The sequence below is a fragment of the Pseudomonas sp. PONIH3 genome (genome assembly GCF_002934345.1).
GTDB classification, from domain to species: Bacteria; Pseudomonadota; Gammaproteobacteria; order Pseudomonadales; family Pseudomonadaceae; genus Aquipseudomonas; species Aquipseudomonas soli.
The window spans coordinates 6103844-6120550 of record NZ_CP026386.1 but is presented as its reverse complement, the minus strand read 5'-3'; the positions used below and the strand labels follow the sequence as shown (position 1 = coordinate 6120550).

General features: G+C 65.1%; 13 protein-coding genes. 7 read left to right on the top strand and 6 right to left on the bottom strand.

Translation table 11 applies throughout. The annotated features are described in order from the left end of the window. Entirely contained in the window at window positions 1-1431 is a 1431-nt protein-coding gene (locus tag C3F42_RS28395) for an efflux transporter outer membrane subunit (protein ID WP_104445198.1), read from the top strand. On the opposite strand, the gene C3F42_RS28390 is transcribed toward C3F42_RS28395, so the two are convergent. Next, window positions 1401-2153 (bottom strand): helix-turn-helix transcriptional regulator, encoded by a 753-nt coding sequence (locus tag C3F42_RS28390; protein WP_038706346.1) that lies wholly within the window; start codon window positions 2151-2153, stop codon window positions 1401-1403. The two genes, C3F42_RS28395 and C3F42_RS28390, sit on opposite strands and share 31 nt — an antisense overlap. A 201-nt stretch (window positions 2154-2354) precedes the next feature. Next, window positions 2355-2792: a PACE efflux transporter gene (locus C3F42_RS28385; RefSeq protein ID WP_023633207.1), complete on the bottom strand. Its 438-nt coding sequence runs from the start codon at window positions 2790-2792 to the stop codon at window positions 2355-2357. 315 nt (window positions 2793-3107) lie between these two features. Here C3F42_RS28385 and wecB point away from each other — a divergent pair, with 315 nt between their 5' ends. Genes wecB through C3F42_RS28365 form a run of 4 tightly spaced genes read left to right on the top strand, consistent with a single transcriptional unit; the run spans window position 3108 to window position 10271 of the window. Beyond that, window positions 3108-4262: a non-hydrolyzing UDP-N-acetylglucosamine 2-epimerase gene (gene wecB, locus C3F42_RS28380; RefSeq protein ID WP_104445197.1), complete on the top strand. Its 1155-nt coding sequence runs from the start codon at window positions 3108-3110 to the stop codon at window positions 4260-4262. Further along, complete coding sequence (nrfB, locus tag C3F42_RS28375; RefSeq protein ID WP_038706347.1) at window positions 4259-6433, top strand: cyclic di-3',5'-guanylate-activated glycosyltransferase NrfB; 2175 nt, start codon at window positions 4259-4261, stop codon at window positions 6431-6433. The genes wecB and nrfB overlap by 4 nt, the downstream gene beginning before the upstream one ends. Next, window positions 6430-9432 carry a phage receptor gene (locus C3F42_RS28370; RefSeq protein WP_104445196.1) on the top strand — a complete coding sequence of 1001 codons (3003 nt, stop codon included), beginning with the start codon at window positions 6430-6432 and terminating at the stop codon, window positions 9430-9432. Before nrfB ends, C3F42_RS28370 begins: the two co-directional genes overlap by 4 nt. Then, complete coding sequence (locus tag C3F42_RS28365) at window positions 9432-10271, top strand: DUF4434 family protein (protein WP_104445195.1); 840 nt, start codon at window positions 9432-9434, stop codon at window positions 10269-10271. The genes C3F42_RS28370 and C3F42_RS28365 overlap by 1 nt, the downstream gene beginning before the upstream one ends. 30 nt (window positions 10272-10301) lie before the next feature. Here C3F42_RS28365 and C3F42_RS28360 read toward each other — a convergent pair whose 3' ends face one another. Both C3F42_RS28360 and C3F42_RS28355 read right to left on the bottom strand, forming a co-directional pair. Next, window positions 10302-11141 (bottom strand): RHS repeat-associated core domain-containing protein, encoded by an 840-nt coding sequence (locus C3F42_RS28360; protein WP_256586314.1) that lies wholly within the window; start codon window positions 11139-11141, stop codon window positions 10302-10304. 101 nt (window positions 11142-11242) lie between these two features. After that, window positions 11243-11995 (bottom strand): RHS repeat-associated core domain-containing protein, encoded by a 753-nt coding sequence (locus C3F42_RS28355; protein WP_177410860.1) that lies wholly within the window; start codon window positions 11993-11995, stop codon window positions 11243-11245. A 302-nt stretch (window positions 11996-12297) separates the two neighbouring features. On the opposite strand from C3F42_RS28355, the gene C3F42_RS28350 reads away from it, so the two are divergent. Then, window positions 12298-13386 (top strand): diguanylate cyclase, encoded by a 1089-nt coding sequence (locus C3F42_RS28350; protein ID WP_104445192.1) that lies wholly within the window; start codon window positions 12298-12300, stop codon window positions 13384-13386. On the opposite strand, the gene C3F42_RS28345 is transcribed toward C3F42_RS28350, so the two are convergent. Further along, a complete protein-coding gene (locus tag C3F42_RS28345; RefSeq protein ID WP_038706349.1) occupies window positions 13361-14659 on the bottom strand; it encodes an ATP-binding protein in 1299 nt (432 codons plus the stop codon). The two genes, C3F42_RS28350 and C3F42_RS28345, sit on opposite strands and share 26 nt — an antisense overlap. A 6-nt stretch (window positions 14660-14665) precedes the next feature. Further along, entirely contained in the window at window positions 14666-15367 is a 702-nt protein-coding gene (locus C3F42_RS28340; protein ID WP_104445191.1) for a response regulator transcription factor, read from the bottom strand. Between the two features lie 158 nt (window positions 15368-15525). Here C3F42_RS28340 and C3F42_RS28335 point away from each other — a divergent pair, with 158 nt between their 5' ends. After that, complete coding sequence (locus tag C3F42_RS28335; RefSeq protein WP_104445190.1) at window positions 15526-16701, top strand: efflux RND transporter periplasmic adaptor subunit; 1176 nt, start codon at window positions 15526-15528, stop codon at window positions 16699-16701. Window positions 16702-16707 lie beyond the last annotated feature (6 nt).

Sequence of the window (16707 nt, the reverse complement as noted above, 5' to 3'; positions counted from 1 at the left end):
ATGCCGCGAATCACCCTGCCCTTGCTTGCTCTTGTACTGTCCGGCTGCAGCCTGGCCCCCGACTACCAACGCCCTCCCTCTCCTAGCGCCGAGCAATACCCAAGCGGCCCCGCCTACAGAGGCGGACCGTCTACCACGGCGCTGCCTCGCGACTGGCCGGGAGTGTTCCGCGACCCGGTACTGCGCCAACTGCTGGACACCGCGCTGGCCAACAACCGCGACCTGCGCGTGGCCCTGCTCAATACCGAAGCGTACCGCGCTCAGTACCGCATCCAGCGCGCCGAACTGCTGCCGAAGATCGCCGCCAATGCCCAGGGCACGCGCCAGTATCTGCCCCGGCGACGTACCGGTGGCGAGGGCGTGATCAGCACCCAGCAATCGGCCACCGTCGGCATCAGCGCCTACGAACTGGACCTGTTTGGCCGCCTGCGCAGCCTCAGCGACCAGGCCCTGCTGACCTACCTGGCCACCGACGAAGCCCGGCGCGGCGCCGAGCTCAGCCTGATCAGCAGCGTTGCTGGCGCCTACCTGACCTGGCGCGCCGACCAGGAGTTACTGGCCCTGTCGCGCCAGACCTTGCAGGCCGACGAGAAAAGCCTGCGCCTGACCCAACGCCAGCGCCGCACCGGCACGCTGTCGGCGCTCGACCAGATCCAGGCCACCACCCGCGTCGACAGCACCCGCGCCGCCGTGGCGCGCTATACCCGCCTGGCCGCCCAGGATCTCAACCAGTTGCAGCGCCTGGTCGGCGCGCAGGTCGATGAGCACTTGCCGCCCCTGCCCCTGGCCGACGAGCAGATCGCCCGGGTGCCGGCCGGCCTGCCCGCCGACCTGCTGCAACGCCGGCCCGATATCCGCCAGGCCGAATACCAGTTGCAGGCCGCCAACGCCAACATCGGCGCGGCACGGGCGGCGTTCTTTCCGAGCATCAGCCTGACCGCCAACGCCGGCAGCAGCAGCCGCGAGCTGGCCGACCTGTTCGATGCCGGCACCGGCAGCTGGCTGTTCCAACCGCAAGTGAACATGCCGCTGTTCAATGCCGGCAGCCTGCGCGCCAGCCTCGACTACGCCAAGCTGCAAAAGGACATGCAGGTGGCGCGCTACGAAAAATCGATCCAGACCGCCTTCCAGGAGGTGGCCGATGGGCTGGCGGCGCGTACCACCTACCAGCAGCAACTGCAGGCCCAGCGCGACCTGGTCGAGGCTAGCCAGCGCTATCACGACCTGGCCGAGAACCGCTACCGCACCGGCATCGATAGCAGCCTGACGTTCCTCGATGCGCAGCGCTCGCTGTTCAGCGCCCAGCAAGGCCTGATCAGTGATCGCCTGGCGCAGTTGCTGGCCGAGGTCAACCTGTTCACCGCGCTGGGCGGCGGCTGGGACGAAGCACCGGGGCTGGCCTACCAGCGCTCGGCGGTCCTGCCGAAGTAGACCGATGGCGACACCCCGAGGGTACGGCGGAACATCGCGCTGAACGCGCTTGGGCTGTCGTAGCCCAGGTCCAGCGCCACCTCCAGCACCGACTGCCCGGCCGCCAGGGCATCCAGGCTGGCCAACAGGCGCATGCGCCGCAGCCACTGCACCAGGCTCAGGCCGGTCTCGCGTTGGAAGGCGCGGGTCAGGGTACGCGGGTTCAGGCCACTGTGGGCCGCTGCGCGGGCCAGGCCCCAGTCCTCGGACGGCGCCTGGCGCAGCGCCTCGCACAACCTTTGCAGATGCGCTGAATGCGGGCTTGGCACATGCAGGGCGAACACCGGGAGCACGCGGATTTCATCGAGTATGAGTTGCATGATTCGCGCCTCGCGGCCTTGCGCCGGATGATCAGGAGCTATGTCCATTGCCCGGATGATCAGCTCGCGCAGCAACGGCGAGATCTCGATCACCTGGCATTGGCGCGGCAGGTCCGGGCGCGCGCCCGGGTCGACGAACAGGGTGCGCATGCGCACCACGCCGGCCATGCGCAGTTCGTGTTCGACGGCCGCCGGTACCCACACGCCTCGCCCCGGCGGGACCACCCAGTTGCCCTCGCGGGCACTGACCGTGACCACGCCACTGATGGCATGGATCAACTGGGCGCGATCATGGCAGTGCGGGGCGATGTGCTCGCCATGGCGGTAGTTCTCGGCGAGCGGCAGGATGATCGGGCGCGGCATCGATGCGGGGCCTGGCAAATGTGGATGGAGGATTATGGCGATGCGGCGGGTAAAGGGGAAATCTGGGGATTGCAGATGAGGGAGTGTTTCGAGGTGTTCGGCGAAAGTGTTGCGGCGTTCTTGAGATCGAGCGCCGCGCGGGCGGCGCTCGATCTCACAGGCGCTGCAAGGCAGTCGCCCAATCCCCTGCACAACTCCGAATCAGCAGCCCTTCGCCGCTTCCCGCGCCGAAACCGGCACGTCGAAAACCTTGTCGAAGCCCCACTGGAACACGAACGCGTAGACGAAGAAGAACACGAACAACGCCAGGTTGGTGACCAGCGCCGCCCACAGGCCGATATCCAGCCAGTACGCCACCAGCGGCAGCAGGATCAGCACCAGCCCGCCCTCGAAACCCAAGGCATGCAGCAGGCGCCGCAGCAAGGTGCGGCTGCGCTGGTGCTGGCGCGCCTCCCAGCGCTCGAAGGCCCAGTTGTAGGCCATGTTCCAGCTCATCGCGATGCCCGACATGAGGATCGACAATACCGTCGACTGCGCCATGCCCGCGCCGAATGCCAGCTCCAGTACCGGCGCCACGCAGGCCACGGCGATGGCCTCGTAAAGGATGGCCTGGACGACCTTGCGCGCCTTGCCTTGCATGTTCAGCTCCCTGAAGAAAAGACCTGCAAAACTACAAGAAGAACGCCGCAAGAAAAAGTCAGAAATACTTTATTGACTGACCGTTCAATCAAGAAAAATTAGCATAAACGTTTCCGCAACACCCACCCCTGGCGTCCGGCGCCTTCCACCACCGGCATTACCCATGCCCCGCGCCCGCTCGGCCACGGCCTGCCCGGCACTCGCCGCAGGCATGCCGCGCATTGGACAACCCTGTGATCCACTGCTTGTATCTATGACTGCAAGCAGCGACACGTCGTACAACTTCGTCCAGGGAATCGAACGAGGAACTACACGATGGCTTACACCGTGATGATGGTATTCGGTACCCGCCCCGAAGCGATCAAGATGGCCCCGCTGGCCCGCGTCCTGCGCGACTGGCCCGAGGTCGACCTGCAGATCTGCTCCACCGGCCAGCACCGCGAAATGCTCGAACAGGTCCTCACCGCCTTTGGCCTCGAGGTCGACCAGGAGCTGCAGGTGATGACCCAGAACCAGACCCTCAACGGCCTGGCCCGCGACCTGCTGGACAAGCTCGACCAGGCCTATGAACAGGTCAGGCCCGATATCGTCCTGGTCCACGGCGATACCACCACCAGCTTCATCGCCTCGCTGGGCGCCTTCCACCGTCACATTCCCATCGGCCATGTCGAGGCCGGCCTGCGCACCGGCAACCTGCAGCAGCCCTGGCCCGAGGAAGCCAACCGGCGCTTGACCGGCGTGCTCGCCGACCTGCACTTCACCCCCACCCGCGACTCCGACGCCAATCTGATCCGCGAAGGGGTGCCGCCCGAGCACATCGAGGTCACCGGCAACACGGTGATCGACGCCCTGCTGTGGATGCGCGACAAGCTGAACAAGGACAACTGGCGCCCCGCCGCCGACTCCCCGCTCAATGTGCTGCGCGACGACCAGCGCATGGTGCTGATCACCGGCCACCGCCGGGAGAACTTCGGCAGCGGCTTCGAACGCATCTGCCTGGCCCTGGCCGAACTGGCCCTGCGCTACCCGGACGTGCAGTTCCTCTACCCGGTGCACCTCAACCCGCAGGTGCAGCACGCGGTGTACAGCGTGCTCTCGGGCCGCGACAACATCCATCTGGTCGCGCCCCAGGACTACCCGCACTTCGTCTGGCTGATGAACCGCGCGCACATCATCCTCACCGACTCCGGCGGCGTGCAGGAAGAGGCCCCCGCGCTGGGCAAGCCGGTGCTGGTGCTGCGCAAGGTCACCGAGCGCCCCGCGGTGCTCAAGGGTGGCACGGTCAAGCTGGTCGGCACGCTCACCGAGTGCATCGTCCAGGAGACCAGTCAGTTGCTGGACGATCCGGTCGCCTATGAGCGCATGGCCCAGGTCTACACCCCCTTCGGCGACGGCCACGCCAGCGAGCGCATCGCCGAACGCCTGAGCCGCTGGTTCGCCGAGCAATCCGCCGCACGGGACAACGCATGAGCCTGGCCTTCATCGATTTCCTCACCTACGTCCTGTTCGGCCTGAAGATCCTTGCCATCGTCCTGGCGACGCTGATGTTCCTGCTGGGCCTGGACGACCTGTTCATCGACCTGTGCTACTGGGGCCGCAAGCTGATCCGACGTTTCCGCATCTACGACAAGTTCGACAAGGCCGATGAGAAGCGCCTGTTCGAGGTGCCGGAAAAGCCCCTGGCGATCATGGTGCCGGCCTGGAACGAGGTCGGCGTGGTCGGCGAGATGGCGCGCCTGGCCGCCTCCACCATCGACTACGAGAACTATCAGATATTCGTCGGCACCTACCCCAACGACCCGCAGACCCAGGCCGACGTCGACGCCGTGTGCCTGCACTACCCCAACGTGCACAAGGTGGTCTGCGCCCGTCCCGGCCCCACCAGCAAGGCCGACTGCCTGAACAACATCATCGACGCCATCCTGCGTTTCCAGCAGGACGCGCGCATCGAGTTCGCCGGTTTCATCCTGCATGACGCCGAGGACGTCATCTCGCCCATGGAACTGCGCCTGTTCAACTACCTGCTGCCGAACAAGGACATGATCCAGATCCCGGTGTACCCCTACGCCCCGGAATGGAAGGGTTTCACCGCCGGCCACTACGTCGACGAGTTCGCCGAGAACCACGGCAAGGACGTCATCGTGCGCGAGGCGCTCACCGGCCAGGTGCCCAGCGCCGGGGTCGGCACCTGCTTCAGCCGCCGGGCGATCAGCGCGCTGCTGGAGGACGGCGACGGCATCGCCTTCGATGTGCAGAGCCTCACAGAAGACTACGACATCGGCTTCCGCCTCAAGCAGAAAGGCATGAAATGCATCTTCGCCCGCTATTCCATTACCGACCCGGCGCTGGCCCTCAAACAGGAGTGGCGCCCCGGCATGAGCCGCGAGTTCGCCCAGGTGATCTGCGTACGCGAGCATTTCCCCCGTGACTGGCAGCACGCCATCCGCCAGAAATCGCGGTGGATCGTCGGCATCGTGTTCCAGGGCACCAGCAACCTCGGCTGGAGCCGCAAGGGCGCGCTCAACTACTTCCTCTGGCGCGACCGCCGCGGGCTGTTCGCCTACCTGCTGAGCTTCCTGGTCAACCTGTTGCTGCTGGTGCTGCTGGCGATGTGGCTGGTCACGGTGATCGCGCCGGAGTCGTGGCGGTTCATGTCGATCCTCAGCGACAGCACGCTGCTCAGCACCTTGCTGTGGCTCAACGGCCTGCTGCTGTTCAACCGCCTGTTCCAGCGATTCTGGTTCGTAACCCGCTACTACGGCGTGTTCGAAGGCCTGCTCTCGGCACCACGGATGATGTGGAGCAACTTCGTCAACTTCTTCGCCAACCTGCGCGCCCTGCGCCAGGTGATGGAGATGGGCGATTCGCGGCGGGTGGCCTGGGACAAGACCACCCACGAGTTCCCTGCCCTCGCCGCCCCGGCACGCACCCCGCTGGGCCATCGCCTGGTGGAGAAAGGCCTGATCAGCGAAGAACAGCTGGAGCAGGCCATCACCAGCCCGGTACGCCGACGCCTCGGCCGCGAGCTGCTGCTGCGCGGCTGGCTCACCAGCGAGCAGCTGGTCGAGACCCTGGCCGAGCAACTGGACCTGCCCTGGGCACCGCTCAATCCGTTCAAGATCGCCCCGGCGCTGATCGCCAAGCTGCCGCGCAAGCTCGCCACCCACTACGGCGTGCTGCCGGTGGACGAAGACGGCGACACCCTGGTGCTGGCCAGCGAAAGCCCGGTCAGCCAGGTCTCGCTGGGGGTCATCAGCCGCCAGCTCAAGCGCCCGGTGCGTGCCCGCCTGGCGCCGCAGGGGCGCGTAACCCTGGGCCTGCGCTATCACTACCCGAGCCCCTGGCAGAAACCCGAGACCCGGGAAATGCTCGAGGTTCTCGAACGTCACCAGGACGATGCCGCGCTGCTGGAGAGGGTCGGCACCCACCAGGTGATGCTCGGTTCGCTGCTGCAGGTGCGCGGCATGGTGCCGGTGACCCTGTTCAACCAGGCCCTGATCGACTTCAACCCTGAGCAGCAGAGCCTGGGCGAACACCTGATCGCCCGCGGCATCATCACCGAGGAGGTGCTGCAGCAAGCCCTCGCCGAGCAGGCCAGCGAACAGCAGGCCGCCTACGACCTGACCCGGGAGGTGGCATGACGCCCCGTCTTTCCCTGACCATCGCCAGCCTGCTGCTGTGTTCTTCCGCCTTGGCCGCGCCGACCAAGCCGATGACCGACTTCCAGCGCTTCACCAGCTACCCGTTCATGGAGCGTGGCTATCGGGAGGCGCAGAAGGACAACTGGGCCGAGGTCGAGCGCCTGACCCGCCACGTGCTGGGGCGCGTGCCGAACAACAACGAAGCCCGCGCCTTGCTGGCCGAAGCCCTGGCCCATCAGCGTCGCTACAAAGAAGCCGAGGCCATCGCCGAGGACCTCGACGACAATCCCGAACACGCCGATGCCCTGCTGGAGCTGCGCCTGACCTGGATCGAACAGGACCCGCCGGCCGCGAGCCAGGTGGAGGCCTGGCTCGCCGACAGCCAGGGCCAGCAGCGCGTGCGCCTGTGGCAGGCCTACAGCGTCAGCCTGGCCAAGTTCGGCGGCGCGGCCAAGGCCCTGGAGTGGCTCAACCATCTGCCGGTACGCGACGATGGCATGGTGCTGCGCATGACCCGGGCCAACTTCGCCGAGCAGTTGCGCAACTGGGGAGAGACCATCGACCAGCTGCAGCCGCTGGCCGACCAGGGCCAACTGCCCCCGCAGGACTGGCAGCGCCTGGCCAATGCGTATATCCAGCAGCTCGATGAAAAGGGCCTGAACTCACTCCTGGCCAGCGCACCTTCCCAGGACGCGGCGACCCGCGCCCGCCTGGCCATGGCCAACCGCGCCATCGCCATGGGCCACAACCAGCAGGCCGAGCGCTGGCTGCAGAGCCTGCCCGCCGAGCAACTGCAGCACCCCGAGCAGCGCCAGCAGCTGTGGGAGCTGGCCCGTGAAGGTGATGATGCGCCGCTGGTGCGCCAGCTGAGCAATGAACTGCAACGCCCGTGCCTGGAGACCGTCGACTGGCTGTCCCACAAGGACCTGAAGCTGGCCCGCGAGCAGCTCGGCCAATGCCAGGCCCGCGACAATCCGCGCAGCTATGCCATCCTCAGGCAACGCCTGTATGGCGACCCCGCGCAGCCTGCGCAACCGCGCACCGCGGCGCAGTGGGAGCAACGCTACCGACAGACCGGCGATCTCGCCGCCCTGGAACAAGCCAGCTTCATGCTGCTCGAAAGCGGCCAGAGCGAGCGCGCCCGGCAGCTGCTCGACAACGCCTACGCGCGTCATCAGGGCAGGCTGACGCCCTCGCTGCTGCAACGCCTGGGCAACCTCTACGCACGCAACGACGGCCCGCTGGACAGTCCGCGCATGCTTGCCCTGGTGCCACGAGTCGATGCCGTCACCCGTGGCCAGCTACTGGGCCGCCTGGCCGAAGCCGGCCAGTGCGACGCCGTGCGCAAGGCCATCCCGGCCACCCCGGTCGAAGCCGGGCAGTATCGCGCCCTGGGGCGCTGCGCCATGCCTGATCAGCCAGGCGAAGCGGTGGTCTACTACCAGGCAGCCGAACGCCTGGGCGATAGCGGCAGTCGCCTGCCCCTGGCCTACGCCCTGGAAGCCTCCGGCGACTCCCAGGCGGCGCTGCCGATCTGGAACAGCCTGCCGGCCAGCGCCTGGACCGACAATGCGCGCCTGACCGCCGCCCGTGGCGCGCTGAACGCCGGTGACGCCAACGCCGCCCGCCGCCACTGGGATGCGGCGGCGCACCAGAGTGCCGACGACTGGGCGCTGGGCGCCGCCATTGCCCAGCGCCAGGGCGACCCGCAGCAGGCCCTGGCCTTCCAGCGCGAAGCGCTGCGTCATGCTCCGCGCGCCGATCACTACTACGCCGCCGCCGGCACCGCCCAGCAGGCTGGCGACAGCGCCCAGAGCAGCGCCTGGCTGGCCGAGGCCGTGCGCCTGGCGCCCGACCAGCCGCGTTACCGCGCCGACTACGGCATGCGCCTGGCAGGCTCGGCGGACAAGCAGCAACGCCGCCAGTCCATACCCTACCTGGAGCGCGCCACCCGCGACTTCCCCGAGGACTACCGCCTGGGCGAGACCCTGGCCCTGCGCTACGACGAGGTCGAGGACAGTGCCTCGGCCCGCCGCGAGCTGCGCCGGGTACTGGACGTGGAGCGCAACCTGGTCGACGGCGACGATGAGTACGGCAGCCTGGAGGCGCGCAAGTACCGCCAGCGCCGCGCCCATGAATCCCTGTCGCGCCGCGACAGCATCACCCTGGCCAGCACCTGGTCGCCCGCCGGCACCTCGACCAACGACAAGTTCCTCGACACCGGCGAACGCAGCGGCACCTCGCGCCGGGCCCGCTCGCAGAACGTGCAACTGGCGATGTGGGACCACGCCCTGGGCGAAGAGCCCAGCCGCAATGGCAGCACCCTGTCGGTGTATGGCCGCGTGCTGTTCGGTGGCCAGAGCCGCACCGACTACGCGCAGAGCATGGGCACCGGTGTTGGCCTGCGCTACAAGCCGCTCGGCCAGGCCAACCTCAACCTGTACGCCGAGCTGTACCACCAGCGCCAGATCGACAGCACGCACTACAGCGGCCTGAGCCTGGGCGAACTGCTCAGCCCGGCCAAGGTCGGCGGCAACTGGGGCGACCTGCGTCACAACGCCGAATCGAGCAACGACCTGCTGCTGCGCGCCACGGCTTCGTTCCTGGATCAGGGCAAGTACCGCAACGACTGGCGTATCGACGAGGACGACTGGGACGAGCGCTTCCTCTACCTCGACGCCGCCTGGTGGACCCGCGCCGGCGACCATGCCTGGCTGTCGCGCTTCCAGCAGGGCCATGCGTGGAAACTGCCCAGCCAGTCGCCGCAGACGATCATGCCCTACGGCTTCCTCGAGTTTGCCAGCCAGGACCCAAGCAACGACTGGCGCCAGGACGCCCGCGCCGGGGTCGGCGTACGTTGGCAGTGGTGGTTCGACGACGACCGCTACAACGCCTATCGCGGCTCGCTGAAAGTACGCGCCGAGTACCAGCAGGCACTGGGCGGCAACCTCTACGAACGCGGCAACGGCGTGCTGCTGGGTGTGGAGATGAACTTCTGATGCGTAGCTTCCTGGCTCTCTGCCTGCTGATCCTGTGGCTACCCGCCCAGGCCGACCAGCGCCTGTTCTACCAACCGCTCAACCGTGACGCGAACGTCACCCCGGCGCAGTGGCAAAACCTGTGGCGAGCTACCGTGGCCCAGGGCGGCAAGACCCTGATCGTGCAGTGGAGCGCCTACGGCGACAGCGACTTTGGAGGCTCCGAGGGCTGGCTGGCCGGGAGTCTGCGCGAAGCGCGGGCCCAAGGCCTCGAGCTGGTGCTCGGTCTGTACATGGATCCGGCCTACTACCAGCGCCTCGAACAGCTCGACGGCGAAGGCCTGAACAGTTACTTCAAGGCGCAGCTGGGACGCTCGCTCACCCAGTACCAGCAGCTCAAGGCCGAATGGGCGCTGCCGGTGGCCGGCTGGTACCTGCCCATGGAACTGGACGACCTGCACTTTCGCGACCCGGCCAGGCGCAATGCGCTGCACACGCAATTGCAGGCTTTCAACCGGCAACTGGACAAGCCCTTGCATATCAGCGCGTTCAGCGCCGGCCAGCTGTCGCCGCGGGTCAATGGTGCGTGGCTGGAGCAGTTGGCCAGCCTTGGCCTGAACGTCTGGTGGCAGGACGGCGCCGGCACAGGCCGCCTGGCGCCGCTGGTACGCCAAGGCTACGAACAGGCCCTGCCCTGCCGGGTGGGCATCGTGCGCGAGGCATTTCGCCAGGTCAGCAAACCTGGCCAAGCGTTCCGTGCCGAGCCAGTGGAGCCGATACTGCGCGCTGATTGCCATGCCGAGGCGGTGTTCGCATTACGCTATCGGCCATGGGCGAAGGGCGTACTGCTGCTTAACTGATCGAACAATCACAATGCTGGACCGCGTTCTTTACTTCTTAATCGAGGGGAAGCCGAATCTGGTCAATCTACCAAGGTCGCCCCTACTGTAACGTTTAGGGCCCGCTGGCGGGGTGCGAGGAGGTGATTCGCTCTGGATACTCAAGAGCGGCTCTGGCGTAGGTGACCGTCTTCTGGCACGCTTCTGGGGGACAGGTGGCATTTCCCCGGCCGTGGGTGGCGCAGGAGAAATCACATGCAGCCGCATGTTTTCAGCAGGGCTCTGCTGGTTTTTCCCAAATGCGCGATTATCTTCATGTGCTTGAACACCGCCAGCCACTACAGATACTAACGTCAGGAACGCTGCCCCCGCCTTGGCATATGGCAAACTTGGATGCTCAAATCCATTATCCGACAAAAATTGAGCGACTGTACCAACGGCTCCTGAACCAATCGAAGCCAAGAAAGCAACTTTCGTCCATCCTGAAACGGGCACCCCTCGCCGAGCCATTTCAGTCCACAGCGCTAGCGGCGCTATTACACCAACACTATTAACGGCGTACGAAAATATCCTTTCAGCGGTAGCGCCCGACAGATATCCTTCACTTGAGATAGCGGTAAGCCCTCCCCCATAGTAACCACTTGGATCGCGCAACCCTATCGGGTTCCCCGTGACATATGCATAACTGTTTACTCCTGCACGTCCGAACGGGCTATACCCAAGATCCGGCGAGTGAAAGCGCATGATCACAGGGTTGTAGACACGGTAGCCGTTGCCCAGGAAATACCAACCAACATCAACTTCACAGTGCTGGCCAGTGAATCCCGTTCGCGGCGTAGCCGGCACTTCCCTCTGGCCATAAGGACTATATTGAATGTCGGTTTTATCCATCCCAGACTGAGCGAACAACACGCTTTGGAGATGATCACTGGCGAGAAGCTTTCGTATCTGCATTTTCATATCACCTGGAAGTAATGTTTACTTGCGGTGGTTCAGGTAGAAAAAAACGACATGGACTGCCTGATCAAACTCGCGAAAGTCCAACCCTCTGAGTGCTTCGACATAAATGTCTTTCGCAGATCTTGAGCACGTCGCTGGATAGTCTCCATATCCTCCGGAGACCGCGTATTAACCCACCGCGTAATATCAACCTCAAGAGCATGTATCCTGGAATCGATTTCGCTAAGCGAAAACATTTTCGGCAGAACAACGCTGGAAGCATTTTCACTTTCATTCGCTCTACGCGACCCACGCCACCAGGACATTTCGGCTGCCTGATTCAAGCTATTATTGATACTCGCCTGCAACGTGCCCCTATTTCCACCAAGCGCTTCCACTTCCTGATATAAAGCCCTTAAGTCTTTGGGCAACGCTCCTGATGGAACACTGGAAACAACCGCAATTACATCATTTGCAGGAACAAAGCGTTCATCGTAGATAGTGGCCAGTCTCGGAGGTCGACTGACCTTTGCCCGCTCCCGACCAGTAAGATCCTGCCAGTTAACCGGATCCAGACCACAGTAGGCGTAGGCATTTATTCCCCCCCCCTCAAACGGACTCAACTGGTCGGGTGAAAGAAACACCATCAATGCCGAGTTGTACGCGCGATGACCGTTACCCATCAGGTACAAGCCCGTTGCCTCTTTGCGCTGGCCATTGAACGCCAACACAGCGTGCGCTGTGCAACTTTGGTGCACCCTGGCCGGCTCGAACCCAAATACAGCGTAGCTGCAACTGGATTGCATGCTTGCGCTATGGCGACGCACCACCGAACGTTGGGCATCGACGCACAGCAATTTCGAGGTGCGGTTGCTTGGAGATCCCTCCATCCTGATCATTCACCACGCTGGGAATTGGTGTCTGTTTGCCTGACTATGGTTCTGCACCTGATGCCATGCAACTAGCAAAAATGACAGGTGATTGCCGGTCGACAAAAAACAGCTACCCTCAGCAATTGAGTCGCAGTGATGCTTGCCTGTTGCGCCAACGGTTGGTGCACAACGTGCCTCCAGCATGACTCGTCAGGCCAAGGATCCCTCCTGCAACCATGTACAAGACCCTCGAAGCCCATATCCGCCAACAGGTCGCCCCCGCCGCCCTGCGCGCCGAGTTCCGTCAGCACGAATTCGAGGCCATGCGCCGCTTCTGCCTGCTGATCTTCTGTATCGGCATCGCCATCTGGCTGGTCTTCGACCTGATCGTCAGCTACCTCGGCGGCCAGGGCTTCACCTGGCTGTCCGGGGTGTTCATCGCCTTGCTGTGCAGCCTCACCGTGGTCTTGGCTTTCACCCGCAGGAGCCAGCATTTCGACGTGCTCAACCTGCTGTTCGTGACGGTGATCACCCTGGCCATGCGCCTGGTGATCGAGGGCATCCCCATCGCCCTGCGACCGGTATGGCTGGTACTTGGGGTCTCCACCGTGCTGTACACCGTGTCGGTGCTGCCGGTGCGACGCTGGTCATTCTTCTGCGCCATGGGCATCACCTGGGTCATGCTCAACCCCTTCTTCCACACCCGTATCGAAGCCCTGGAGCTCGAAGGCGCGATGCTGGTCAGCTACGCGGTGTGCCTCAGCGGGCTGGTGATCTACAGCTACCTGCGTATCCGCCAGGCCAAGCTGCACAACTTCTACCTGACCAAGGTACTGCTGGAGCAGGCCTATATCGACGCGTTGACCGACATCCCCAACCGTCGCTCGTTCATGGCCAAGGCCGAAAAGCAGCTGCGACAGGCCGGCGAACAGTACCTGGCGATGATCGACATCGACAATTTCAAGCAGGTCAACGACCGCTTCGGCCATGACATCGGCGACGAGGTGCTCAAGCGCGTGGCGGCGCACATAAAGGCGGCGATGATCGGCTACGAGATCGCCCGGCTGGGCGGCGAGGAATTCGCGATCTTCTTCCAGGGGCTGGACGAGGCCGCTGCCGAGCAGCAGGTCGCCGCGCTGTGCCAGCGGGTGCGCGAGGACCTCGGGGCACACCCGGTGACCATCAGCATCGGCCTGGCCCGGATCGATAGCGGCGATACCCTGAGCACGGCGCTGATCCGGGCGGACCAGGCACTGTACGAAGCCAAGCACACGGGCAAGGACCGCTTCGTCCGGTGGACTAACCGGCTGGCAAGCGAATCCTGAACTGCGCCCCACCCAACGCAGATTGCGCCACTGTGAGCGTACCGCCCTGCCCTTCGATGGCCCGCCGGCTGATCGCCAAGCCCAAGCCGAAACCACCCGTATTGCGATCACGGCTGCGATCCAGCCGGTAGAACGGCTGGAAGATCCGCTCACGCTCCTCGACCGGAATGCCGATGCCGTCGTCCTCGACCGTCACCAGGCAGGCGCCATCCTCTTCCAGGCGCAGGCGCAGCAGCAGGCTTTCGTCGCAGTAGCGCATGGCGTTGCGCACCAGGTTCTGTACCGCGCGGGCAGTCAGTCGCGGATCGAGGACGAAGCGTGGCAGGTCGGCGTCGCATTGCACCTCCCACTGGATGCCGCGATCGTCGAGTTCTTCGGCGAAACCACCGAGCACGCTGTCCACCAGCTCGAGCAACGACACCTCGACCCGCTCGCGGGCCTGGTCGGCGCTTTCCAGGCGGCTGTAGGACAGTAGCTCAAGCACCAACTCGTCCAGCTCGCGCACATGGCCCACCAGCCCCAGCAGGCGTTTGCGGCTGGCAGGCGGTACCTCGTCGAACAGCAGTACCAGCCCGAAGTCCAGGCGGGTCAGCGGTGTGCGCAGCTCGTGGGACACCGCGTTGAGCAGTTCGCGCTGCTGGTTGACGTGGCGCTCCAGGTCGCTGGCCATGGTGTCGAACACCCCGGCCAGCTCGCCGATGTTCGAGCGCGGCGAGATATGCGTACGCTCGGACATCTCGCCGCGCCCGAGGCGCCGGGCAGTGTCCTTCAGGCGCTCGAGGTCGCGCCAGTGCGGCCATACCCACAGCAGCAGGCAGCCGAGCATGGCCGCGCCGATCAGCACGGTCACGCCCCAGGACAGCACGTTGATGTCCAACGGGTCGTCCGGCGAGTGCAGGCGCACCAGCCAGTCCTGGTCCAGCGGCGCCAGCGCCGTTTCGTAGTAGCCCCAGTCGGCCATGCGCACCACATACAGGCCATGCTCGAGCCGGGCCTTTTCCTCGCTGCTCAGCTCGGCGTCGTCCATGCGCAGCAAGCGCACCTCCAACGGCTTGAACGCCGCGGCCAGTTCCTTTTCCACCGTCGGCCATTGCTCCCGCGGCGTCTGCTGGAACTGACGCACGATCAGGGTCTGCACGCCCTTGGCCTGGTCGAGGTTGTAGGCCATGAAGCGATCGTGAAACAAGCCGACGATGGTGTCGGGAATCAGCGCGATCGCCCCGGCATAGGCGACGATGATCACCAGGTACAACCGCACCAGGATCTTCAGCATGGCGTATCAGTACTCCCACTCGACGCGGCTGAACAGGTAGCCCTTGCCCCATACGGTCTTGATCTTGCGCGCCTCGCCGGCGCTGTCGTCGAAACGTCGGCGCAGCTTGGAGATGGCCACGTCCACCGAGCGGTCGGTGCCGTTGAACTCGATACCGCGCAATTGCTGGAGGATGCGGTCACGGCTCATCACCTCGCCGGCATTGCGCGCCAGCACGACCAGCAGGTTGTATTCGCCGCTCGACAGTTCCACTTCTTCGCCGCGCCAGTTGACCATGCGCTCGGCCAGGTCGATGCACAGGCCGCCGATCTGGATCAGGTCGCAGTCCAGGCGCGGCTCGTTGACGCTGCTGCGGCGCAGCAACGTGCGCACCCTGGCCAGCAAAACGCGGGGCTCGCACGGCTTGGTGACGTAGTCGTCGGCGCCCATCTCCAGCCCCAGCACCTGGTCGTGGCTGTCGTCGCGGGCGGTCAACATGAGGATCGGCAGGCTCTGCGTCTCCTGGCGCAGCAGGCGGCATACCTGCAGGCCGTCCAGGCCCGGCAGCATCAGGTCGAGTATCACCAGGTCCGGCTTCTGCCGGCGGAATTCGTCCAGAACATGGTCGCCGCGGGCAATCACCCGGACATGGAAATCGTTGCGTTGCAGGTAGCTGGCGATCAGTTCGGACAACGCGCTGTCGTCTTCGACCAGGAGAATGTTCGGCATAAGGGGATTTGACGAAAGATTGAAGTAAGGCAGGATATAGAATCCCGGGCGGGCCACCGCCGATTGTTCACACTTTTTCACACACGCCCAACACAGCTTAACAGCCGCCACCCGAACGGCTGCTTTAGCATACGCTGGATCAAACCTGGAAGATCCGTATGTCCACGCTCCGTGCTTTGCGCCTGCGCCCTCTGGCGCTGCTGGCGCTGATGACCCTTTCCCTGACCGCTTGCAACGACGCCGCCGAGCAGGAAGAAAAGGCCCCGCCCTCCCAGGTCCGGGTCGAAACCCTTGCCGTGCAGCCGCTGGCCATCAGCACCGAACTCAGCGGCCGCATCCTTGCCCCTCGCACCGCCGAGGTGCGCGCCCGGGTGGCCGGGGTGGTGCTCAAGCGGGTGTACCGCGAAGGCAGCGACGTCAAACAGGGCGATGTGCTGTTCCTGATCGATCCGGCGCCGTTCAAGGCCGACTTCGACAGCGCCCGCGCCACCCTGGCCAAGGCCGAGGCGACGCTGTACCAGGCGCGCCTGCAGGAGCAACGCTACCGCGAACTGGTCGACGACAAGGCCGTCAGCCGCCAGGAGTACGACAACGCCCGCGCCGCCTTCCTCCAGGCCGACGCCGCGGTCGGCGAAGCCAAGGCGGCGCTGGAACGCGCGCGCCTGAACCTGGGCTACGCCACCGTCACCGCTCCGATCTCCGGGCGCATCGGCCGCGCCCTGGTGACCGAGGGCGCGCTGGTCGGCCAGGGTGAAACCACGCCGCTGGCCACCATCCAGCAGTTGAACCCGATCCACGCCGACGTCACCCAGTCGACCCGCGAACTCAACGCCCTGCGCCGCTCGCTGCGTGCCGGCGAGCTGCAGCAGGTGGGCCGCGACCAGGTCAAGGCCACGCTGATCCAGGACGATGGCAGCGCCTACCCGCTGGCCGGCAAGCTGCTGTTCTCCGATATCAGCGTCGACCCGAGCACCAACCAGATCACCCTGCGCAGCGAGTTCCCCAACCCGGACCTCGACCTGCTGCCCGGCAGCTATGTGCGCGTGCGCCTGGACCAGGCCGTGCAGCCTCAAGGCATCAGCGTGCCGCAACGCGCCATCCTGCGCGACAGCGCCGGTGTGCCCAAGGTGCTGCTGGTCGACCAGCAGGACCGCATCAGCGAACGCCAGGTGACCCTGGGCAGCGCCCAGGGCGACCGCTGGATCGTCAGCGAGGGGCTGGCCCCAGGTGACCGCGTGGTGGTCGAGGGCCTGCAACACGTCAAGGCCGGCGACCAGGTGCAAGTCGACGAACAACCAGGCGCCACCGCAGTCGCCCAACACAACGGCCAATGAGGGCCT